This is a genomic window from Roseivivax halodurans JCM 10272, from assembly GCF_000521785.1.
In the GTDB taxonomy this organism is placed as follows: domain Bacteria; phylum Pseudomonadota; class Alphaproteobacteria; order Rhodobacterales; family Rhodobacteraceae; genus Roseivivax; species Roseivivax halodurans.
In genome coordinates, this window is the sequence record NZ_JALZ01000016.1 from 56,165 (window position 1) to 76,087 (window position 19,923).

The window sequence follows — 19,923 nt, forward strand, 5'->3', positions numbered from 1 at the left end:
CCTTGTCAGAGCAGGTGCCGGAGCGGGTCTTCGGCCCGGCCTGCGAATTCGGTGAGAAGCCGGATCGCGGCCTGCGCGTCGAGCTGCCCCGGCGCGGCCTCCAGCGTGATGGTCAGCCCCGCACCGCGCGGCATCAGAGTGAGCACCGGCGCGGACCCGGAGCCGAGCTCCACGCCCCGGATCGCCTTGCCCCGCAGATCGCGGATGACGAGATGCGGCACGCCGTCCGCGGCCTCGACCTGCCCGAGTCGCCGGCCGGGATGGACGGCGAAGGCCCGGGTGGCTCCGAAGCGCTCGATCGCGACGATGCGCGTTTCTTCGGCGTCGAGGCTCGCCCCCGCGAGGCCCGCGACGATCGCATCGGGATCGTCCAGCCCATGCGCCCCGGCCGCCCAGGCGACGAAGCCGGGCAGACCGTCACTCTCGGTCTCCGCGACGAGGCGCTGCGTGGCGGCCGCCGGCGCAGCGTCGGCGCCGGCTTGCGCCGCGGGCATCGCACGCAGCGTCTCGAGGTCGGCGACATGGTAGGGTTGCGGGTGCCCGGCTTCGGCGAGCCTTGAGAGGTCGAGCCCCTGTTCCAGCGCAAGCCGCCGCGCCTTGGGTGAGGCGAGGATGCGCCCGCTCTGAGCCGGCGCAGGCGCAGGCGCAGGCGCAGCCTTGGCCTTGGCGGGAGCCTTTGTCGTCTCGGGTGTCGGGGCAGGGGCCTCCGCAGCGGGCTCCGGTGCGCCGCCGGCCTCGGCCCGGCTCCGGGCGACAGGGCTTGCAGGCGGCTCCGGCGAGATGATCGCGACGGCCTCGCCCGTCGGCACCTCCTCGCCGGCCTCGGCCAGCGTGGCGGCGAGGTAGCCGTCGACGCCCGCGGGCACCTCCATGGCGCTCTTGTCGGTCTCGACCTCGAAAAGCGGATCGTCCGCGCCGACCTTGTCTCCGAGCGCGACGCTCCAGCCGACCAGCAGCCCCGCATCCTGTGCCATGCCGAGCTGCGGCATGGTCACCGCGCGGCCCTCGGGAAGGGCATCGCCGCCCGGCGCCTCGGCAGAGGCTTCCGCGGCCGCCGGAGCGGCCGGGGCCGCCTCGACATCGTCCGCGCTCTCCGAGATCTTCGCGATGACCTGGCCGACGGGCACGTCGTCGCCCTCGGCCGCGACGACGCCGGTGAGAAAGCCGTCGCCCTGCGCCTCGACCTCCATCGTCGCCTTGTCGGTTTCGACCTCGAAGAGCGCCTCGCCCTTCCTGACCGCATCGCCCGGCGCCTTCAGCCAGGCGACGAGCCGCCCGGCATCCTGCGCCATGCCGAGCTGGGGCATCGTCACCTCATGCGGCATGGATCATCTCCCCCGCGCAGAGGCGGCGGGCATTCTCCACCACGCCCTGCGGCGTCGGCACGGTCAGATCTTCGAGCGCGGGCGAGAACGGCACCGGCACGTCCATCGCACCCATGCGCAGGACCGGCGCGTCGAGATGGTAGAACGCCTTCTCGTTGAGCCGGCTCGCGATCTCGGCGGTCACGCCGTAGCTCTGATGCCCCTCGTCGATGACGATGGCGCGCGAGGTCTTCTTCACGCTCTCCAGCAGCGTCGTCTCGTCCAGCGGCACGATGGTGCGCGGGTCGATCACCTCGGCCTCGATACCCTCCTTGGCGAGCATCTCGGCGGCCTTCTCGGCCACTTGCACCATGGAGGAGGTGCCGATGAGGGTGATGTCCCGCCCGTCGCGCTTCACCTTGGCCTCGCCGAAGGGGATGAGGTATTCCTCCTCGGGCACCGGCGCCTTGTCCTGGTACATGAGCTTGTCCTCGAAGATCACGACTGGGTTGTTGTCCCGGATCGCGGTCTTCATCAGACCTTTCGCCTCGTAGGCCGAGGACGGCATAGCCACTTTCAGACCCGGGATATGCGCCACCAGCGCCTGCAGCGACTGGGAGTGCTGCGCGGCCGAGCGGCGCGTCGCGCCCATGTTGGTGCGCAGCACCATCGGCACGGTCAGCTTGCCGCCCGACATGTAATGCTGCTTGGCCGCCTGATTGCAGAGCTGGTCCATCACCAGGTAGATGAAATCGCCGAACATCAGATCGACGATGGGCCGCGCGCCGGTCATCGCGGCGCCGACCGCCATGCCGACGAAGCCGGGCTCCGAGATCGGCGTGTCGAGCACGCGGCCCGTGCCGAATTCCTCCACGAGGCCCGACAGCACCTTGAAGGGCGTGCCCGCCTCGGCGACGTCCTCGCCGAGCAGGAAGACCGACGGATCGCGCCGCATTTCCTCGGCGATGGCCTCGTTCACGGCCTGGGACAGGGTGATCTCTCGCATGTCGCTCTCCTCAGTCCGCGTAGATGTGCATGTCGACCTCGTCGGCCGGGGGGTAGGCGGCGGCCTCGGCATAGGCGACCGCCGCGCTGGCATCCTTCTCGACCTCGGCGTTGATCGCCTCGATCTCCTCCTCGCTGGCGATGCCTTCCGAGACGAGGTGGGCGCGGAAGCGGATGATCGGGTCGCGGTTCTCCTTCCAGTCCTTCTCCTCGTCCTTCGAGCGGTAGTATTCGCGGTTGATGTCGCCGACGTGGTGGCCGTGGTAGCGGTAGGTCATCAGCTCGATGAAGAACGGGCCCTCGCCCTTGCGCGCGCGGGCGACCAGCTTCTGCGTCAGCTCGTTGACGGCGAGCACGTCCTGCCCGTCGACCTGATGGGCCTCGATCCCGAAGGCCTCGGCCCGCGCGGTGATCGACCCCGCGGCGATCTCCTCGGTCTTGGTGTATTCCGAATAACCGTTGTTCTCGCAGGCATAGATGACGGGCAGCGACCAGAGCGCGGCCATGTTCATCACCTCGTACCAGAGGCCCTGTGCCGTCGCGCCGTCGCCGAAGAAGCAGACGGTCACGTCGTCCTGCCCGAGGAGCTTCGCGCGCAGCGCCGAGCCCGTCGCGATCCCCATGGAGCCGCCGACGATGGCGTTCGCGCCAAGGTTTCCGTGGCTCTGGTCGGCGATGTGCATCGAGCCGCCCTTGCCGCGGCAATAGCCTTCGGCCTTGCCGAGAAGCTCGCAGAACATCTCCTTGAATTCGGCGCCCTTGGCGACGCAATGGCCGTGGCCCCGGTGGGTCGAGGTGATGCGGTCGTCGTCGGTCAGCGCCTCGCAGATGCCGACCGCGACCGCTTCCTCGCCGGAATACATATGCGTCAGCCCCGGCATCTTGGCCGAGAGATAGAGCTGGTTGGCATTGTCCTCGAAGGTGCGGATGCGGACCATCTGGCGGTACATCCGCAGGTAATCTTCCGTATTCGTCTTGGCCTGGGCCATGTCTCGGGTCCTCCCGCGCAGGCTCACTCCCGCGCCCCTGTCTTCTTCTTGATCCGAATATCCCGGGGGTCCGGGGGCAGAGCCCCCGGCCGGTTGCGTCAGTAGCGGTTCGCGATCGGCAGCTCTTCGGCGGGGAAGAGCGAGATCACCTCGACGCCGGTTTCCGTCACCACGACCTCCTCCTCGATCCGCGCGGCCGAGTAGCCGTCCGCGGCGGGGCAGTAGGTCTCGAGCGCGAAGACCATCCCGGTCTGGATCTCCATCGGATGATCGAGCGACACCGCGCGGGAGATGATCGGCCGCTCGTGCAGCGCGAGGCCGAGCCCGTGACCGAACTGGAGCCCGAAGGCCGCGTCCTCGTTCGGAAAGCCGAATTCCTCGGCCTTGGGCCAGAGCTTGGCGACCTGATCGGTGGTCACGCCGGGCTTGATCGCCTCGATCGAGGCGTCGATCCATTCGCGCGCCTTCACGTAGGCGTCGGTCTGCGCCGGCGTCGCACGCCCGATGTTGAACGTGCGGTAGTAGCACGTCCGGTAGCCCTGGTAGGACTGCAGGATGTCGAAGAAGGCCTGATCGCCGGGGCGGAAATAGCGGTCGGTGAAGTTGTGGGGATGCGGGTTGCAGCGCTCGCCCGAAATCGCGTTGATCGCCTCGACGTCGTCCGAGCCCATCTCGTAGAGCATCTTGTTGGACATCGCGACGATGTCGTTCTCGCGGATGCCCGGTTTCAGCTCTTCCCAGATCATGTGGTAGACGCCGTCGACCATGCTCGCCGCCTGGGTCAGGAGCTGGATCTCGTCCCAGTTCTTGATCTCGCGCGCGGCCAGCATGATCTGTTGGCCGTCGACGACCTTGATGCCCTCTTCCTGCAGGGCGTGGAACATCGCCGTTTCGGCATAGTCGACGCCGACCGGCATGTCCGACATGCCCGCGTCCTTGATCAGTTGGGCGATCTGCTTGGCGTATTTCCGCATCAGACCGAATTCGGGCGGGATCGTCCCGCGCATGCCGACGACGCCGGCGAGGCAGTGATCGGGCTCGAGCCAGTCCGAATACTTCTGGTGGTGCACCGCGGCCGAGCCGAAATCCCAGACATAGGGGCTGTCGTCGCCGGTCAGCAGGCAGAAGCGGCACATCTTGTCCCGCTCCCATTCGCCGATCTTGGTGGCCGAGACGTAGCGGATGTTGTTGACGTCGAAGAGCAGGAGCGTGCCCGCCCCGGAGGCCTCGAGCGCCTGCTTGGTCCGGGCGAGGCGGTACCTGCGGAGCCGGTCGTGGTCGATCCGGCGCTCGAAATCGACGGACATGTGGCCTGACGCCGGCAGGCGTTTCTCCCATTGCCAGTTCGGCTGGGCGTCCTGCGGCGTGAGCAGGTTGGGCTTGAGGGCACGGGACATGGGATCGGTCCTTCCCGGGGCGCGAGCGGCCCCGTCAAATGTGTCGGAAAAGGTCAGGAACAGGGACGGACGTGCGGGTCCGCCCGAAAGGTCACTGGATGCACCAGCCGCCGTCGATGTGGATCATCTGGCCGGTCATGTAGTCGCTGTCGGAGGAGCAGAGGAACGCGGCCGTGCCGATGACGTCGTCGGGATAGGAGACGCGCTTGATCTGCAGCGCATCGCGGACGATGTCCTCGTAGGCCTGGCCTTCCTTCTGCTTGAAGCCGATATCGACGAGATCCTTGTCGAGCTGCTCCCAGAGGGGAGTGACCACCACGCCGGGCGCATAGCCGTTCACGGTGATGTTGTGCTCGGAGAGAGCGACCGCGCCGCAATGGGTGAGCGCGAGACAGCCGTATTTCGAGGTGCAGTAGACGGTCACGTCGACCAGCGGCTTGCGCGAGGCGATGGAGCCGACGTTGATGAGCTTGTAGGGATAGTCCTGCTTGCCCTGCGCGATCATCTGGCGCGCGGTCTCCTGCATGCCGAGCCACATCGCCTTGGTGTTCACATTCATGATGAGGTCCCAGTTGTCCTCGTCGATGTCCATGAAGAAGCGCGGCTTGTTGAGACCGGCGTTGAAGACGCCCACGTTGATCATGCCGAATTCGGACACCGTCGCCTCGACCGCGGCGCGGTTGTCCTCGCGCTCGGTGACGTCCATGCGCACGGCGATGGCGCGGCCGTTGCCCTTGGCATTGATGCGCTCGGCGGTCTCCTGCGCTGCGCCCTCGTCGATGTCGCCGAGGCAGACATTCGCGCCCTGCGCGGCGAAATGTTCGGCATTGGCGGCACCCATGCCGCGGCCTGCGCCGGTGATGAGGACGTTCTTGCCCTTGAGGCGTTCGGTGTCCATGAAGTTCCTCCCTAAGTCACTGTCCTTGATAGTATTTCTTCCACGCGAGCCTGAACGCGCGCGAGCGCGTCCTCGGGCGCGACGATGCCGCGGAGCATGTCGTGAAGCTCGTGGCCGCAGATTCCGATGATCTCGGAGATCTGCGGGATCGGCGGGCGCGGCCAGAATTGCAGCTCGTCGCGCCACGACATCTGGTCGACCAGCTCGAAGATCGGGCTGAGCCGCCGGACCTCGGGGTCCGCGCCGACCGAATAGCGCGGCGAGGTGCGGCTGCCGTTCTGGGCGTAGAGCTTCTGCGCGCCGGGCGAGGTGAAGACGCAGAGCGCATCGACGGTGTCCTGAACGCGGTCCGCGGCGAGGTTCGACGGCACGCAAAGCACGTAGCCGCCGACCGGCGCGATCGGGGCGCCCGCGGGGCCGTGCGGATGCGGCAGGTACCCGGTATTGCCGTGCGCCGGGCAGGAATCGTCGAGCTCGAAATAGGGGGCGAGCAGCGTGTAGCCGTAGGCCATCGCCACCTTCCCGGCGGCGTAGGGGCGCACACGCTCGTACCAAGACATCGACAGGATGTCTGGCGGCGAGAAGCGCATCAGCTCCATGAGGTATTCCGCGGCGGCGAGCGCTTGCGGGCTGTCGAACATCGGGCGGAAGGGGCGGCCTTCGAGGTGGTCGGCGTCGAACCCGCCGGCGATCCTGTCGAGATCGAGAACCGGTTGCCCGAAAGCGGCGCAGGTCATCATGAAGCTGTGGCCGAGCGCGGTGCCCCGGGCCGCGTTCCAGGCGACGCCGTAGCGTCCGGCCCGCGAGTTGTGGAACCGCGCGGCGGCGTCGAGGACACGGTCGGTGGTGGTCGGCGGCTCGAGCCCCTCGTCCGCGAACCAGTCCTTGCGATAGAACATGAGCTCCGGCGTCGTCTGGCTCGGAACGCCGTAGGGCACGCCGTTCCAATGCGCCGCGCGCCAGCCCGCGGTGTGGAAGTCGGACGGATCGAGCCGCTCCACGTCCATGATGTCGGGCAGGGGGCAGATCAGGCCCTTGGCGACGAATTCCCCGAGCCAGGGCAGATCGAGCGCGATGAGGTCGTAGCGGCTCTTGGCGCGGGAGGCGTTGCGCAGCGCCTCCTCGCGCAGGCGGTCGATCGAGAAGGCCCGCTGGTGAATGTCGGTGCCGACGAGCTGTTCGAACTGCCGCTTGAGATTGCCCATCACCAGGAAGGTCGGATCGCCGTGAACCAGAATGCGCATGCCGCCGGGCAGCTTGACCGGGCGGGGCAGCGCGGCGGGCGGCGGGATCTTCGCCTGCCCGGGCTGGTACGAGCCGCCGAAGAAGTAATCCTGCGCAGGCGCACCGCCCCCGAAGGCGCCGGAGGCGATCCGGTCGATCCGGCCGGCCAACTCGTTGAACCGCTCGAGCAACGTCGCGCTCGGATGCAGAGAGAAGCTCTTGCCGGTCTTGGTGCGCGGCCGCTGCTCGACGAGACCCGCATCCTGGATGCCGGCGAGCTTGCGCATCGCGGTGGCGTAGGGAACGCGCGAGGCTGCGACCATCGAGGAGGCCGACACAAGCTTGCCCTCGATATGTCCGCGCATCAGGTGCAGGATCATGTTGAGATGCGGGTTCGGCGTCGTGGGATCGAGCGCGGTGTCGATCTCGAGGCTCAGCTCGCTCAGGAAGGACACCACACGCTCCAGCTCCGCACCCGGCTGCGCGTCGGCGCCGGGATGTCCGGATTGGATATGTTCTGCGGTGATCGTGGTCATGTCCTGTCCGACGCGTTGTGGTTTGGTCCGATCGGGGCCGGTCGCCATGATCGCTCCTCCTTGATTGTCCAGAATGAGAGGCATCCCATAGGTACAATGTGTCCAATATGGATAAAAAAATAATCGATATGGACAAAAACTGGACGTTTGGTGAAGCCGAAAATGCCGCTGGATAAGCGCAGATTGCGCCGGGCGATTCCCCCGGGGGCTGGGAGGACAGCCGCAATCGCAGGGATTGACCCATAGGGAGGACGACCAATGACAAGAACGCTCACTGCCGCGCTTGCCGCGACGACCATGCTGACCGGGGCCGCGATGGCGCAGGACACCATGATCATCGGCATCACGCAGAACAACGTCGGCGTGGACAGCTACCAGACCACCTACGAGCAGGCGTTCATTGCTGCGGCCGAGGCCAACGACGCGGTCGAGACCGTGGTGCTCGACGCCGGCGGCGACGTCGCCCGCCAGATCGCGCAGATGGAGGACCTCATCCAGCAGCAGGTCGACGCCATCATCATCTGGCCGACCAACGGCGAGGCGGTCATTCCCGCCGTGCGCAAGGCGTCTCAGGCCGACATTCCGGTGATCGTCACCAACTCCAACATCGCCGAGCAGGGACAGGACTTCATCGCGTCCTTCTCCGGCCCCGACAACATCACCCAGGGCCAGCGCGCCGCCGAGATCATGTGCGACAAGTTCAAGGCCGACGGCATCGAGACCGAGGCGAAGATCGTCCAGATCTCAGGGCAGCCCGGCTACACCACCGCGATCGAGCGGGCGCAGGGCTTCGAGGAGCGCCTGCCCGAGGTCTGCCCCGACGTCGAGCTCATGGAAACGCAGCCCGGCGACTGGAACCGCGAGAAGTCGCAGCAGGTCATGGAGGCTTTCCTGACCAAGTACGACGACATCGACGGCGTCTATGCCGGTGACGACAACATGGGCGTCGGCGCCCTCAATGCCGCCAAGGCCGCGGGACGCGCGGGCGACATCACCTTCGTCGGCGCCACCAACTTCGCCGTCGGCTACGATGCGATGGCCGCGGGCGAATACTGGGGCTCGATCTACCAATCGCCGGTGGACGACGCCGAGGCTGCGCTTCAAACGGCGATCGACGTGCTGAACGGCGAGGACGTGCCGAAGCTGAATTACTTCGACACGCCGAAGATCACCCAGGACAACATGCAAGAGTTCGACAAGCCGGTCTTCTGACCTCCCCCCACGACGACCGGCCCGGGTGCGGGGCTGAAAGGCCCCGCGCCCACAGGGTCATGAGGACGATCCGGAAATCGGCGTCCATCAGATCAGACAAATGCGATTTGGGAGGAGAGCATGACGGCATTGACCAAGGCCGGGATCGGCGGGCTGCTCGCTCGGCAAGGGATCCTCGTTGCGTTCGTGGTTTTCATGATCGTCTTCGCGATCGCCAACCCGCGCTTCATCGACATCGACAACGTGTCCGGCGTGATCCGGTCCTCCGCCATCCTCGGTGTGATGGCGCTGGGCGTCACCTTCGTGGTGATCGGCGGCAACCTCGACTTGTCGGTCGGCTCGATGATGTCGTTCTCGACCATCGTGGTGCTCGACCTGCACGACACGCTCGGGCCGACGCTCGCCATTCCGGCTATGTTCGCGCTGACGCTGTGCCTCGGCGCCTTCATCGGGTTTCTCGTGGGGTATCTGCGCCTCAATTCGCTGATCGTGACGCTGGGGATGCTCTCGGCGATCCACGGGCTGACGCTCATGTGGTCGGGCGGGCAGAACATGGACATCGCCGACAAGTGGGGCACGTGGTTCGGGTTCTTCGGCCGAGGCTCGATCGCCGGGGTGCCGGTGCCGATCCTGATGTTCGCGCTCGCCGCCGTGGTGCTGAGCCTCGTGCTCTCGAAGACGCCGTTCGGCCGCAAGGTCTACGCCGTGGGCGGCAACGGCACCGCCGCCACCTTCTCGGGCGTGCCGAGGGCCCGTGTCGTGTTCATGACCTACATCATCTCGGCCGCCTGCGTCGCCACCGCCGGCCTGATGCAGGCCAGCCGCTCGCTCGGTTCGCAGAATACCGTGGGGCAGGGGATGGAGCTCGAGGTCCTGGCCGCGGTCATCCTCGGGGGCGCCTCGCTCCTCGGCGGATCGGGCACGATCTTCAAGACGGTGATCGGCGTTCTTATCCTCGGCTTCATCCAGAACGGGCTCCTGCTCATCGGGCTCGAATTCTACGTCCAGTACGTCGTGACCTGGGTGATCATCATCCTCGCGGTCTGGCTCGACGTCGCGGCCAAGCGCAGCCGCCTCTGGTCGCCCATCGCATGACGGAGGTCGCCACAATGTCGCAATCCACCCCGCAGCCGATCGCCTCGCCGGTCGAGGCTGATACACCGCCGCGCAAGAGCCGCTCGGCCCTCTTCGTGCAGGGCGCTATCTGGGGCTTCGTCGTGCTCGAGCTGATCTTCTTCAGCGTGGCCGGGCGGTTCCTGTCGGTCTCGGACACCGCGTTCCTCGATCTCGACAACATGCTCCTGCTGCTCAAGCAATCCGCGCCGATCGGGATCATCGCGCTCGGCATGACGATCATCATGATCAACGGCAATATCGACCTGTCGGTCGGCGCCACCTTCGCCCTTTCGGCAATCGTGCTGCTCGACAGCATGACCTGGCCGTTCATGGCCGCCATGGGCGACTGGGCGATCCCTCTCGCGTGGCTCTTCGCGCTCGGGACGGGCGTGGTGCTCGGCGCGATCAACGGTCTGATCGTGTGGAAGACTGGCGTCGATGCCTTCATCGTCACGCTGGGCTCGATGCTCGGCTACCGGGGCCTCGTCTTCATGTATAACGGCGAGCAGCCGACGAGCCATCTCAACTGGACGCTGGTCGATTTCGCCGAGGCGCAGTTCCTCGGGCTCCACACCGCGACGTGGTTCCTGCTCGGGACCGTTCTGGTGCTCTGGCTGGTGATGACCCGCACGGTGCATGGCCGCAACGCCTACGCCATCGGCAACAACCGCGAGGCGGCGGTCAACGCAGGCATCCGCGTCGGGCCGCATTTCCTGATCAACTTCATGCTGATCGGCTTTCTGGCAGCGCTGTCTGCGGTGGTCTTCTACTCCGAGAGCGGGTCGGTGAACCCCAACGACGGGATGCTCTACGAGCTCTGGGCCATCACCGCCGTGGTGCTCGGCGGCACGAAGCTTTCCGGCGGCTACGGATCGATCATCTCGACCCTCGGGGGCGTCATCGCGATCCAGCTTCTGCGCAAGGGCCTCGGCTATATCGGCGCCGACACCGAGACGGTGAACCTCGTGATCGGCCTCATCCTCATCGCGGTGCTGTTCCTCGACCGGCAGCTCAACCGTAAGGGCAGCGAGGAGCTGAAGATATGACCCAGCCCGTCCTGAGACTCGAAGGCATCGTGAAGACCTTCCCCGGCGTGCGCGCGCTCGACGGCGTGGACCTCGAGGTCCGCCCCGGCGAGGTGCACGCCCTGATGGGAGAGAACGGCGCCGGGAAATCCACCCTGATGAAGGTGCTCGGCGGCATCCTGCAGCCCAACGAGGGGCGCATCTATATCGCCGAACAGCCGACGGTGATGACCTCGCCAATCGAGGCGAAGGGCAAGGGCGTCGTCTTCATCCATCAGGAGCTCAGCCTCGCCGACGAACTGACGGTGGCCGAGAACATCTTTCTCGGCGAGCTCCCCCGCAAGAGCTTCGGGCGCGTCGACTGGGCCCGGCTCTACGCCGAAACCGACGCGATCCTGTCGCAGCTGCGCGTGCGCTTCGACGCGAGGACGCGGGTCGGGGACCTGTCGATCGCCAACCAGCAGATGGTCGAGATCGCCCGCGCACTGACCGTCGATCCCAGGGCGGTGATCTTCGACGAGCCGACCGCCTCGCTTACGGATGCCGAGAAGTCGGTGCTCTTCGACGTGATCGCGGACCTGCAGAAGAAGGGCGTCGGGATCATCTACATCTCGCACCGGATGGAGGAAATCTTCCGCATCACCGACCGGATCAGCGTGCTGCGCGATGGCTCCTATCGCGGAACGCTGGTGACGAAGGACACGAGCGAGGACGAGGTCACGCAGCTGATGATCGGGCGCAGCCTCGATCTGTCCCGCAACGCCTCGCACCACGAGCTGGGCGAGGTCGCGCTGGAGGTCCGGGGCCTCTCCTGCGGGCATCTCTACCGGGACGTCAGCTTCAACGTCCGCAAGGGCGAGGTGCTGGGCTTCTACGGTCTCGTCGGCGCGGGCCGGACCGAGATCGCCGAGACCCTCTTCGGGCTGCGCACGCCCGATGCCGGAACGATCCGGATCGACGGCAAGGAGGCGCGGATCACCTCGCCCATCGACGCGATCCGGCAGGGCATCGGCCTCGTGCCCGAGGACCGCAAAGGGCAGGGGCTGGTGCTCGGCATGAACTGCCGGGACAACATGACCCTGCCGCAGGTCGACGGACTGACCTCGGGGCCCTTCGTTTCGGACGGGGCCGAAATCGAGATATTCGACCGATACAAAGACAAGCTCGACATCCGCACGCCGAGCTGGCGGCAGACCGTCGGCAACCTTTCGGGCGGCAACCAGCAGAAGATCGTCATCGGCAAGTGGCTGTCGATGCGCCCCGAGGTCCTGATCGTGGACGAGCCGACCCGCGGCATCGATGTCGGCTCGAAATCCGAGATCCACAACCTGATCCGGGACCTGGCGGCGCAGGGCTACGCGGTGATCGTCATCAGCTCCGAGATGCCGGAGGTGCTGCACGTCTCGGACCGCATCGTCGCGATGTATTCCGGCAAGGTCATGCGCGAGTTCACCTCCGAAGAGGTCACCGAGGACAGCCTGATCCAGGCGATCTCGGGCATCGTTCCGGACAGGGCCGCTTGATGCGCGTCGGATTTGCGGGACTTGGCCGCATGGGCGCCCCGATGGCGCGGAACCTTGTCCGCGCAGGCCACGAGGTTTCGGTCTGGAACCGCTCGGCCGGCAAGGCCGAAGCGCTGGCCGGGGAGACCGGATGCCACGTCGCTGCGACCCCGAAGGCGCTGACGGAGGCCGCGGAGGTCGTCGTCACCATGCTCGCGGACGATCCCTCCTCCGAGGCGGTGCACCTCGGCAGCGACGGGCTTTTTGCCGCCACCGGAGCGCGGACCTTCGTCGAGATGGGGACCATGAGTCCCGCCCATATCGAGGCGCTTGTCGCCGCCGCTCCCGCGGGCACGCAGGTGATCGACGCCCCGGTCTCGGGCGCGACGCAGGCGGCGGAGGAAGCGCAGCTTCTCATCATGGCGGGCTGCACCGAGGAGCAGGCCGAACCCCTTGCTCCGATACTCGACGCGATGGGCAAGGCGACCATCTGCCTCGGCCGCCCCGGCGCGGGCGCGGTGATGAAGCTCGCCGTCAATTCGCTCATCCACGGCATCAACCAGACGCTCGCCGAGGCGCTGACCCTGGCCGAGGTGTCGGGCATCGACCGGGCCTCGGCCTTCGACGTGATCGAGGCGAGCGCAGCGGCGGCGCCGATGCTCTCCTACCGCCGGCCGCTCTACCTCGACGAGGCAGCGCATGACGTGACCTTCACCGTCGCGCTCGCGCGCAAGGACATGGAGGTCACGTCCAAACTCGCCGAAAGCCTCGGCACCGCGATGCCGCAGGGCCGGGTGACGCTGGACCGCCTGCTCGAGGCCGAGGCGCGGGGCTACGGCGCCCGCGACATGGCCTCGATCCTGGAATTCACGAGAAAGGACCGGACATGAAAGCTGCGCTCTTCGTCGGAGGCTGGGAGGGTCACACCCCCACCGCCTTTGCGGACTGGTACACCGACCTTCTGCGGGCCAACGGCTTTGACGTCGACATCTACGACACCCTCGAGCCGCTCGAGCGTCCGGACGAGCTTGCCGATGTCGACCTCATCACGCCCATCTGGTCTTCGGCGCGCTCGGGCCACCGCGAAGAATTCGGCAACATGACCAAGCCGCAGGAGGACGGTCTTCTCAAGCTCGTCGGCGACGGCTGCGGCCTTGCCGGCTGGCACGGCCATATGGGCGACGCCTTCCGCGACCGCCCGACCTACCACTTCCTGATCGGCGGGCAGTTCGTCGCGCATCCCCCCGGCTGGCCCGACAACCTGCAACCGGCCGAGGATTACATCGACTACGACGTCACGATCTGCAAACCGGCCCATCCGCTGGTGCAGGGCATCGGCAGCTTCCGCCTGAAGTCCGAGCAATATTACATGCTGGTCGATCCCTCGAACGAGGTCCTCGCGACGACGACATTCTCCGGCGAGCACCTGTGGTGGATCGAGGGCAGCGTGATCCCGGTCGCCTGGACGCGTCGCTGGGACCGCGGCCGCGTCTATTACTGCTCGATCGGACACGAGCTGAACGATCTCAAGGTGCCGCAGGTCACAGAAATGATGCGCCGCGGCGCGATCTGGGCGGCGGAGGGCAAGCGTGCCGCCGTTGCCAAAACTTGACCGGCTCCACATTGTAGAGCGGCTGCGGCGGGCAGGACGGACGCCGGTCATCAGCGACCTTCGAGCTGACGCAGAACGATGTTGCCGCGCCAAAAGAGGCGGCACGAAAGCGTCCGAGGAGCGCGCGGCCAGAGCCTAAGTGGCGGCTGCATCGTGGTTGCGATCGATCCATGTCATGATGAGAAGAACGATCCGACGCTGCTCTTCTTCACTTAAGGGGCGGCCGGCCGGAATTCCATGCCACTTGGCAAGGCAGGACCGGCAACAGGTCGCTGTGGCGTGCTGGGCGATAAAGGCCGGGTGCCCCCGCATTGGCGTCTGCTTGCCGTCATTCTGCGGAAACGCCGGGGCCAGGCGCCGAGCCACGAAGTCCGCAGCGTGCGACTGGATGACCTCCGGGCCTTTCTCCGCGAGGTAAGCCGCCTCTTTGCCCCCAAGCCGGAAGCGCGCCCGGAATCGCGACCGCTCGAGGCGTTCGAAGATGTCGCTTGATGTCCCTGCCATCATGTCCCTGCATATGGTGGATCGGTAGTCGTCGCGACCCTCCCACCGACAACGGCAATGCGCAACAAAGCGTGCCCGGGCGGGAGCGGTGCGTCTGCCAGTTTCCTCAGTTGCAAAAGGGACTTCTTGCTACGGCGCGATCCCTTGTGCCACCCGGTTCCGCGACGGGCGCCTCAGGATCGGCCGGGTGAATTTGGACCAGAGCGTATGTAGCATCGGCATTCTCGCCATATCAGCGGCGGCCCGCGAGTCTGCTGATCCCCGCGCGGGCCTTCCCCGGTGGAGTTACGAGAATCCGGACCTCGGTCTCTGGGAGCGCCGCCGCCAGCGATCCCGCGGGCGGCATGTCGGTGACCAAAGTCCCGATCTCGGCACAGGAGGCGACGCGCGAGAAGTGCGTGCGCCCGAACTTGCTGCTGTCGATCAAGAAGTGCCGCGCGCCGCTCTGACACATCATCGTGCGCTTGATGGCATCGAAGCCGTCGACGGCCTCGGTCACCCCGACTTCGCTGAGGCCCGCCGCGCCGAGAAAGCATGCATCGACATTGTAGCGGGCAAGGTACTCGCATGTCTCGATGCCGACGAGCGCGGCTTCCTCGCGCATATACGTGCCCGGCGCGAGACGCACGCTGGCCCTGGCATTCTGACCGAGCATCATCGCGACCTGCAGCGAGTTCGTGATCGCCGTCACGCGCCGCTCCGCGAAGGCGAGGGCACGGGCAAGCTCCATCGTCGTCGTGCCGGCATCGATCATGATCGTGTCCCCGTCGGATACGAGGCTCGCCGCGAACCGGCCGAGCCTCTCCCGCTCGGCGACGCGTTCGAGGCGGCGCTCGTCCATGTCGCGGTGAATGCCGGGTGCAGCCGCCGAAGCGCCGCCATGTGCCCGATTAAGCAAGCCAGCTTCGCTCAGCTCTTCCATGTCGCGGCGAACCGTTTCGGTCGTCACGCCGAACTGCGCAGCAAGCTCGCTGACGCGGACATGCGGTTTGAGCCGAAGCTCCAGCAGGATCTGCCGTCGCCGGTCCGCCTTCTTCATTCGCTTTGGCTCCAGGGCCTCACCCACGGATCTTGGCTCCAACCCACGTTTCCGGTCCCGGACTATCGCAAAAACGCAGATTCCGGAACTCCGGATGTTGCATATCCCAAACTTCGGTGCTGTCATCGGTTCAATGCGCCGTGGAGGCGGCGCACGGAAAGAAACGGGAGGAGACTTTAGAGATGCCCAAGGACACGATCTTCGGGACCACGGCGCTCGCCGCCCTGGCGCTCACGGCTTCGGCCGCATTCGCGCAGGATGGCTGCGAGAACCGCGGCCAGCTCGATGAGCAGTATTGCGACGCGAACGGCGACCTCGTGGCCGACGCGCCGGAGGACGAGAGCCAGCTGCGCAACCCCGACACGCTCGTCTTCGCCTACACTCCGGTCGAGGATCCGGCGATCTACGAGGATATCTGGACGCCGTTCATCGAACATCTGGAGGAATCGACCGGCAAGGACGTGCAGTTCTTCGCGGTTCAGTCCAACTCGGCCGAGGTCGAGGCCATGCGCTCCGGCCGTCTGCACATTGCCGGCTTCTCGACCGGCCCGACGCCCTTCGCGGTGAACCTCGCAGGCGCCGTGCCCTTCGCAATCATGGGCGCCGATGACGGCCGCTTCGGCTACACCCTGCAGGTCTACACGCAGGCCGACAGCGATATTCAGGAGATGGCGGACCTTGCGGGCAAACGCATCGCGCACACCTCGCCCACGTCCAACTCGGGCAACCAGGCGCCGCGCGCGCTCTTCCCCGATCTCGGCGTGGTGCCGGGCGAGGATTACGAGGTGAACTACTCGGGCAGCCACGACCAGTCGATGCTGGGCGTCGTCGCGGGCGATTACGATGCGGCGCCGGTCGCCTCGGAGGTGGTCGACCGGATGGCCGAGCGCGCCCTCTACGATCCCGAGGAGGTCCGCATCGTCTGGGAGAGCGATCCCTTCCCGACGACGTCCTACACTTATGCGCACGATCTCGCGCCCGAGCTCAAGAAGAGCATCGAAGAGGCGTTCTTCAGCTTCGACTTCGAGGGCACCGTACTCGGTGAGGAATTCGAAGGCGTGTCGAAATTCGTGCCCATCACCTACGAGGAGCAATGGGCCGTGATCCGTCAGATCCAGGAGGCGAACGGCGTGGAATACACGCCCGAAGGCCTCGCCGCGGAATAACTGGCACTTGCGGACCGGCGCCCCGCGCGCCGGTCCGAGAGCGGAGCATCCCATGCTGAAGATCACCGACCTCGTCAAACGCTACGGCAGCGGCGACCCGGTCCTGAAGAACCTCGACCTGACCATCGAGGGAGAAAGCGTCGTGTCCATCATCGGCTCGTCCGGTGCCGGCAAGTCGACGCTCCTGCGCTGCATCAACCGGCTGGTGGAGCCGACATCGGGCTCCGTCGTGCTGAACGGCACCGAGCTGACAAAGCTGCGCGGCCGGAACCTGCGCGCGGCGCGGCGCAAGATCGGCATGGTCTTCCAGGGCTTCAACCTCGTCGACCGTCTCACCGTGATGGAGAACGTGCAGTCCGGGCGTCTGGGCTACATCTCGACCTGGGCGGCGATCATGCGGCGCTATCCGAAAGAGGACATCCGCCGCGCCTACGAGCTGATGGAGCGGGTGGGCATCGCGCATTACGCCAACACCCGTGCCGACCAGCTGTCGGGCGGCGAGCGCCAGCGCGTCGGCGTGGTGCGCGCTCTGATGCAGGACCCCGAGATCCTGCTGGCGGACGAGCCGACCGCCTCGCTCGACCCCAAGACCTCCGAGCAGATCATGGGCCTCCTGCGCGACCTCGCCGGAGAGCTGAAGCTGCCGGTCCTCATCAACATCCACAACGTGACCGAGGCCAAGGAATACACCGACCGGATCGTCGGCATGCGCTACGGCCGCATCATCTTCGACGACAAGCCCGCGAGCCTCGATCAGGAGGCGATGGACCGGATCTATTCCGGCAGCCCGCATGCCGACCGAAGCGAAGACCTGAGGCAGGCCTCATGAGCGAGGCGCGCGATACCTGGCGCAAGCCGCCTTTCATCGCCAACCCGGTGATCCGCTGGGCGGTGTATCTCGGCGCGCTGGCCTATTTCCTCTGGGTGGGCGCGACCTTGCCCATCGACTGGGGACGCGTCGCAGACGGTCTCGGCCGCGCGGGCCGCATCTTCGGCGGCGCCTTCCCTCCGAGCTTCGAGCGCAGTGGCCTGCTGATCGACGGCTTTCTCGAGAGCCTCAAGATCGCCATCCTCGCCACCACCGGCGGCGTGCTCCTGTCGATCCCCATCGCCTTCATGGCCGCGCGCAACGTGGCGCCGCTGCCGATCTACTACCTCGGGCGCTTCGTCATCATCGTCGCGCGCAGCTTCCACCCGGTCATCGTCGCGATCATCTTCGTGAAGGCCGTCGGCTTCGGACCCTTCGCGGGCGTGCTCACGCTTGTCGTCTACTCCATCGGCTTCGTCGCCAAGATGCTGGCCGAACGGATCGAGGAGATCGACTTCGGACAGGTCGAGGCGATGAGGGCGGCGGGCGCGCCGTTCTTCTCGACCATGTTCTACGCGATCTTCCCGCAGATCATGCCGCGCCAGATCGGCCTGACGATCTACCAGCTCGACAGCAACCTGCGCGCCTCGGCCGTCGTCGGCATCGTCGGCGCGGGCGGCATCGGCGCGACGCTCGCCAACGCCTTCGGGCGCTACGACTACGACTTCGCCCTCGCCATCACCATCGTCATCGTGGGCGTGATCCTGATCTCGGAAGGGATCAGCGGACAGATCAGGAAGCGGATCGGATGACCAGCATTTCCGAACAATTCGGCCGCGAGGACTGGAGCCGCTTCTCGTCCAGGCAGAAATGGCAGCTCTTCGCGATCTTCGCGGTCTGCGCGCTGGCCATCGCATGGTCCATCTCGTCCATCGAGGTGGTCTGGGCCTGGGTCTGGGACGCGCCCGCGCAGATGGGCGATCTCTTCGAGCGGATGTATCCGCCCGACGCCACCAACCTCGCCACGATCCTGAGGGTTCTGTGGGAGACGGTGAACATCGCGACCTTCGCCACGGCCTTCGCGGTGCTGATGTCTCTGCCGGTCGCCTATCTCGCGGCGCAGAACACGACGCCCAACCGCGCGACTCTCTGGCTCGGGCGGTTGATCCTCGTGACCTCGCGGTCGGTCAACACCATCATCTGGGCGCTGCTGTTCGTCGCGATCTTCGGACCGGGCGTCGTCGCGGGCATCATCGCGATCATGTTCCGCTCCATCGGCTTCATCGGCAAGCTTCTCGGCGAGGCGATCGAGGAGATCGACAAGCGCCCGGTCGAGGCACTCGAAGCCACCGGCGCGTCGCGCTTCAAGGTCATCGCCTACGCCATCGTGCCGCAGGTCATGCCGACCTTCTGGGCCGTCGCGATCCTGCGCTGGGACATCAATCTGCGGGAATCGACCGTTCTCGGCCTCGTCGGCGCGGGCGGCATCGGCATCATCCTTCAGGGCGCCATCGACACCTTCAACTGGCCAGAGGCGGCGACCGTCCTTCTCGCGATCCTCGTCCTCGTCATCCTCGGCGAGGTGGTCTCGGCCTTTCTGCGGCGCCGGATCCTGTGACCGTTCCGATCGCGCTCGACCCGGCCCGCGCGTTCGAGGCCTATCTGGGCGTGCGCCCGCGCCTCCCCGAGGCCGAGTTCCCGGCGACGTGGCGGGCGGTCCGGAACCTCGGCGACATAGCGGCAGACTTCGACCTGATCCTGCTCGACGCCTACGGCGTCCTGAACGTCGGCGAGACGCAGATCCCGGGTGCGGCCAGGCGCATCGCGGCATTGCGGGCGCAGGGCACGCCCGTGATGGTCGTCTCGAACTCGGCCGGGTATCCCAAACGGCGCATGATGCAGCGCTACGCGACGCTGGGCTTCGATTTCTCGCCGGACGAGGTGGTGACCAGCCGCGAGGCGCTGCTCGCGGAGCTGGACACGGCGCCGCGTCGCCATTGGGGCGTCATGCTCACGCCCGAGCCCGGGGACGACGAGCTGCAGGTGCACGACATCGCCTATCTGGGCGACGACCCCGCGGACTACGATCGGGCCGGAGGTTTCCTGCTGGTCGGCTCCGACGGCTGGACCGAGGCGCGGCAATCCCGTCTCGCGGCGTCCCTCCGCGCGCATCCGCGCCCGGTCTGCGTCGGAAACCCCGATCTCGTCGCGCCGCGCGAGGACGGGCTGACGCAGGAGCCGGGCCATTTCGCGCATCGTCTTGTCGAGGAGGCGGGCGTCATACCCGAATTCGTGGGCAAGCCTTTCCGGGGGATCTTCGACCTCGCGCTCGCACGCCATGCCAGCAAACCCTCGCGGGTGCTGATGGTCGGAGACACCCTGCACACGGACATTCTCGGCGGCGCGCATATGGGCTTTTCCACTGCGCTCGTGACCGGGGACGGATCGCTGTCGGGGCTCGACGTCGGCGAGGCCATCGCAACCTCCGGCATCGTGCCCGACTTCGTCATGGACCGGATCTGATCCCGCGGCAGGCGATGCCCGCCGCGGGGAACTGTCTCAAAGATCCATGCAGTTCGCGTAGAA

Annotated in this window: 19 protein-coding genes; 11 read left to right on the top strand and 8 right to left on the bottom strand. The window is 66.6% G+C overall.

Annotated elements, in window-relative coordinates; translation table 11 throughout:
* Positions 1-5 precede the first annotated feature (5 nt).
* The 6 genes from OCH239_RS14240 to OCH239_RS14265 form a co-directional block, all read right to left on the bottom strand.
* Positions 6-1,325, bottom strand: a complete 1,320-nt coding sequence (locus OCH239_RS14240) for a biotin/lipoyl-containing protein (protein ID WP_037264001.1) — start codon at positions 1,323-1,325, stop codon at positions 6-8.
* Positions 1,315-2,310: an alpha-ketoacid dehydrogenase subunit beta gene (locus OCH239_RS14245; protein WP_037264004.1), complete on the bottom strand. Its 996-nt coding sequence runs from the start codon at positions 2,308-2,310 to the stop codon at positions 1,315-1,317. The genes OCH239_RS14240 and OCH239_RS14245 overlap by 11 nt, the downstream gene beginning before the upstream one ends.
* 10 nt (positions 2,311-2,320) lie before the next feature.
* Entirely contained in the window at positions 2,321-3,298 is a 978-nt protein-coding gene (locus tag OCH239_RS14250; protein WP_037264007.1) for a thiamine pyrophosphate-dependent dehydrogenase E1 component subunit alpha, read from the bottom strand.
* A gap of 98 nt (positions 3,299-3,396) precedes the next feature.
* Positions 3,397-4,695, bottom strand: a complete 1,299-nt coding sequence (locus tag OCH239_RS14255) for a M24 family metallopeptidase (RefSeq protein ID WP_037264010.1) — start codon at positions 4,693-4,695, stop codon at positions 3,397-3,399.
* Positions 4,696-4,786: 91 nt separating this feature from the next.
* Positions 4,787-5,593 (bottom strand): SDR family NAD(P)-dependent oxidoreductase, encoded by an 807-nt coding sequence (locus OCH239_RS14260; protein ID WP_037264013.1) that lies wholly within the window; start codon positions 5,591-5,593, stop codon positions 4,787-4,789.
* Between the two features lie 11 nt (positions 5,594-5,604).
* Positions 5,605-7,353 carry an ABC transporter substrate-binding protein gene (locus tag OCH239_RS14265; RefSeq protein ID WP_037264105.1) on the bottom strand — a complete coding sequence of 583 codons (1,749 nt, stop codon included), beginning with the start codon at positions 7,351-7,353 and terminating at the stop codon, positions 5,605-5,607.
* Between the two features lie 258 nt (positions 7,354-7,611).
* On the opposite strand from OCH239_RS14265, the gene OCH239_RS14270 reads away from it, so the two are divergent.
* From OCH239_RS14270 to OCH239_RS14295, 6 genes are all read left to right on the top strand, one after another.
* Positions 7,612-8,565: a sugar ABC transporter substrate-binding protein gene (locus OCH239_RS14270; RefSeq protein WP_037264016.1), complete on the top strand. Its 954-nt coding sequence runs from the start codon at positions 7,612-7,614 to the stop codon at positions 8,563-8,565.
* Between the two features lie 120 nt (positions 8,566-8,685).
* A complete protein-coding gene (locus tag OCH239_RS14275; protein ID WP_037264019.1) occupies positions 8,686-9,660 on the top strand; it encodes an ABC transporter permease in 975 nt (324 codons plus the stop codon).
* 14 nt (positions 9,661-9,674) lie between these two features.
* Positions 9,675-10,727, top strand: coding sequence for an ABC transporter permease (locus OCH239_RS14280; RefSeq protein WP_084782486.1), 1,053 nt, complete (start codon positions 9,675-9,677; stop codon positions 10,725-10,727).
* On the top strand, positions 10,724-12,229 hold the full coding sequence (locus OCH239_RS14285; RefSeq protein ID WP_037264022.1) for a sugar ABC transporter ATP-binding protein: 1,506 nt from the start codon (positions 10,724-10,726) through the stop codon (positions 12,227-12,229). The genes OCH239_RS14280 and OCH239_RS14285 overlap by 4 nt, the downstream gene beginning before the upstream one ends.
* The gene (locus OCH239_RS14290; RefSeq protein ID WP_037264025.1) at positions 12,229-13,098 is read left to right on the top strand and encodes an NAD(P)-dependent oxidoreductase; all 870 of its coding nucleotides are present in this window, start codon (positions 12,229-12,231) and stop codon (positions 13,096-13,098) included. The genes OCH239_RS14285 and OCH239_RS14290 overlap by 1 nt, the downstream gene beginning before the upstream one ends.
* Positions 13,095-13,820 (top strand): ThuA domain-containing protein, encoded by a 726-nt coding sequence (locus OCH239_RS14295; RefSeq protein ID WP_037264028.1) that lies wholly within the window; start codon positions 13,095-13,097, stop codon positions 13,818-13,820. The genes OCH239_RS14290 and OCH239_RS14295 overlap by 4 nt, the downstream gene beginning before the upstream one ends.
* 135 nt (positions 13,821-13,955) lie before the next feature.
* Here OCH239_RS14295 and OCH239_RS14300 read toward each other — a convergent pair whose 3' ends face one another.
* Together OCH239_RS14300 and OCH239_RS14305 are read right to left on the bottom strand one after the other, a co-directional pair.
* Entirely contained in the window at positions 13,956-14,327 is a 372-nt protein-coding gene (locus tag OCH239_RS14300; protein ID WP_341871949.1) for a DUF4186 domain-containing protein, read from the bottom strand.
* 229 nt (positions 14,328-14,556) lie between these two features.
* On the bottom strand, positions 14,557-15,363 hold the full coding sequence (locus OCH239_RS14305) for a DeoR/GlpR family DNA-binding transcription regulator (RefSeq protein ID WP_051489492.1): 807 nt from the start codon (positions 15,361-15,363) through the stop codon (positions 14,557-14,559).
* Between the two features lie 182 nt (positions 15,364-15,545).
* On the opposite strand from OCH239_RS14305, the gene phnD reads away from it, so the two are divergent.
* Genes phnD through OCH239_RS14330 form a run of 5 tightly spaced genes read left to right on the top strand, consistent with a single transcriptional unit; the run spans position 15,546 to position 19,860 of the window.
* Complete coding sequence (phnD, locus tag OCH239_RS14310; RefSeq protein ID WP_037264034.1) at positions 15,546-16,529, top strand: phosphate/phosphite/phosphonate ABC transporter substrate-binding protein; 984 nt, start codon at positions 15,546-15,548, stop codon at positions 16,527-16,529.
* Between the two features lie 52 nt (positions 16,530-16,581).
* On the top strand, positions 16,582-17,358 hold the full coding sequence (phnC, locus tag OCH239_RS14315; protein ID WP_037264036.1) for a phosphonate ABC transporter ATP-binding protein: 777 nt from the start codon (positions 16,582-16,584) through the stop codon (positions 17,356-17,358).
* Entirely contained in the window at positions 17,355-18,149 is a 795-nt protein-coding gene (phnE, locus tag OCH239_RS14320; RefSeq protein ID WP_037264039.1) for a phosphonate ABC transporter, permease protein PhnE, read from the top strand. The genes phnC and phnE (OCH239_RS14320) overlap by 4 nt, the downstream gene beginning before the upstream one ends.
* Complete coding sequence (gene phnE, locus OCH239_RS14325; protein ID WP_037264042.1) at positions 18,146-18,955, top strand: phosphonate ABC transporter, permease protein PhnE; 810 nt, start codon at positions 18,146-18,148, stop codon at positions 18,953-18,955. Before phnE (OCH239_RS14320) ends, phnE (OCH239_RS14325) begins: the two co-directional genes overlap by 4 nt.
* Complete coding sequence (locus tag OCH239_RS14330) at positions 18,952-19,860, top strand: HAD-IIA family hydrolase (RefSeq protein WP_037264045.1); 909 nt, start codon at positions 18,952-18,954, stop codon at positions 19,858-19,860. Before phnE (OCH239_RS14325) ends, OCH239_RS14330 begins: the two co-directional genes overlap by 4 nt.
* Positions 19,861-19,923 lie beyond the last annotated feature (63 nt).

Excerpts from the sequence above, each read along its gene's own strand:
- OCH239_RS14240 (WP_037264001.1), bottom strand. The coding sequence starts at position 1,325 with ATGCCGCATGAGGTGACGATGCCCCAGCTCGGCATGGCGCAGGATGCC.
- OCH239_RS14245 (WP_037264004.1), bottom strand. The coding sequence starts at position 2,310 with ATGCGAGAGATCACCCTGTCCCAGGCCGTGAACGAGGCCATCGCCGAG.
- OCH239_RS14250 (WP_037264007.1), bottom strand. The coding sequence starts at position 3,298 with ATGGCCCAGGCCAAGACGAATACGGAAGATTACCTGCGGATGTACCGC.
- OCH239_RS14255 (WP_037264010.1), bottom strand. The coding sequence starts at position 4,695 with ATGTCCCGTGCCCTCAAGCCCAACCTGCTCACGCCGCAGGACGCCCAG.
- OCH239_RS14260 (WP_037264013.1), bottom strand. The coding sequence starts at position 5,593 with ATGGACACCGAACGCCTCAAGGGCAAGAACGTCCTCATCACCGGCGCA.
- OCH239_RS14265 (WP_037264105.1), bottom strand. The coding sequence starts at position 7,353 with ATGACCACGATCACCGCAGAACATATCCAATCCGGACATCCCGGCGCC.
- OCH239_RS14270 (WP_037264016.1), top strand. The coding sequence starts at position 7,612 with ATGACAAGAACGCTCACTGCCGCGCTTGCCGCGACGACCATGCTGACC.
- OCH239_RS14275 (WP_037264019.1), top strand. The coding sequence starts at position 8,686 with ATGACGGCATTGACCAAGGCCGGGATCGGCGGGCTGCTCGCTCGGCAA.
- OCH239_RS14280 (WP_084782486.1), top strand. The coding sequence starts at position 9,675 with ATGTCGCAATCCACCCCGCAGCCGATCGCCTCGCCGGTCGAGGCTGAT.
- OCH239_RS14285 (WP_037264022.1), top strand. The coding sequence starts at position 10,724 with ATGACCCAGCCCGTCCTGAGACTCGAAGGCATCGTGAAGACCTTCCCC.
- OCH239_RS14290 (WP_037264025.1), top strand. The coding sequence starts at position 12,229 with ATGCGCGTCGGATTTGCGGGACTTGGCCGCATGGGCGCCCCGATGGCG.
- OCH239_RS14295 (WP_037264028.1), top strand. The coding sequence starts at position 13,095 with ATGAAAGCTGCGCTCTTCGTCGGAGGCTGGGAGGGTCACACCCCCACC.
- OCH239_RS14300 (WP_341871949.1), bottom strand. The coding sequence starts at position 14,327 with ATGATGGCAGGGACATCAAGCGACATCTTCGAACGCCTCGAGCGGTCG.
- OCH239_RS14305 (WP_051489492.1), bottom strand. The coding sequence starts at position 15,363 with ATGAAGAAGGCGGACCGGCGACGGCAGATCCTGCTGGAGCTTCGGCTC.
- phnD (WP_037264034.1), top strand. The coding sequence starts at position 15,546 with ATGCCCAAGGACACGATCTTCGGGACCACGGCGCTCGCCGCCCTGGCG.
- phnC (WP_037264036.1), top strand. The coding sequence starts at position 16,582 with ATGCTGAAGATCACCGACCTCGTCAAACGCTACGGCAGCGGCGACCCG.
- phnE (WP_037264039.1), top strand. The coding sequence starts at position 17,355 with ATGAGCGAGGCGCGCGATACCTGGCGCAAGCCGCCTTTCATCGCCAAC.
- phnE (WP_037264042.1), top strand. The coding sequence starts at position 18,146 with ATGACCAGCATTTCCGAACAATTCGGCCGCGAGGACTGGAGCCGCTTC.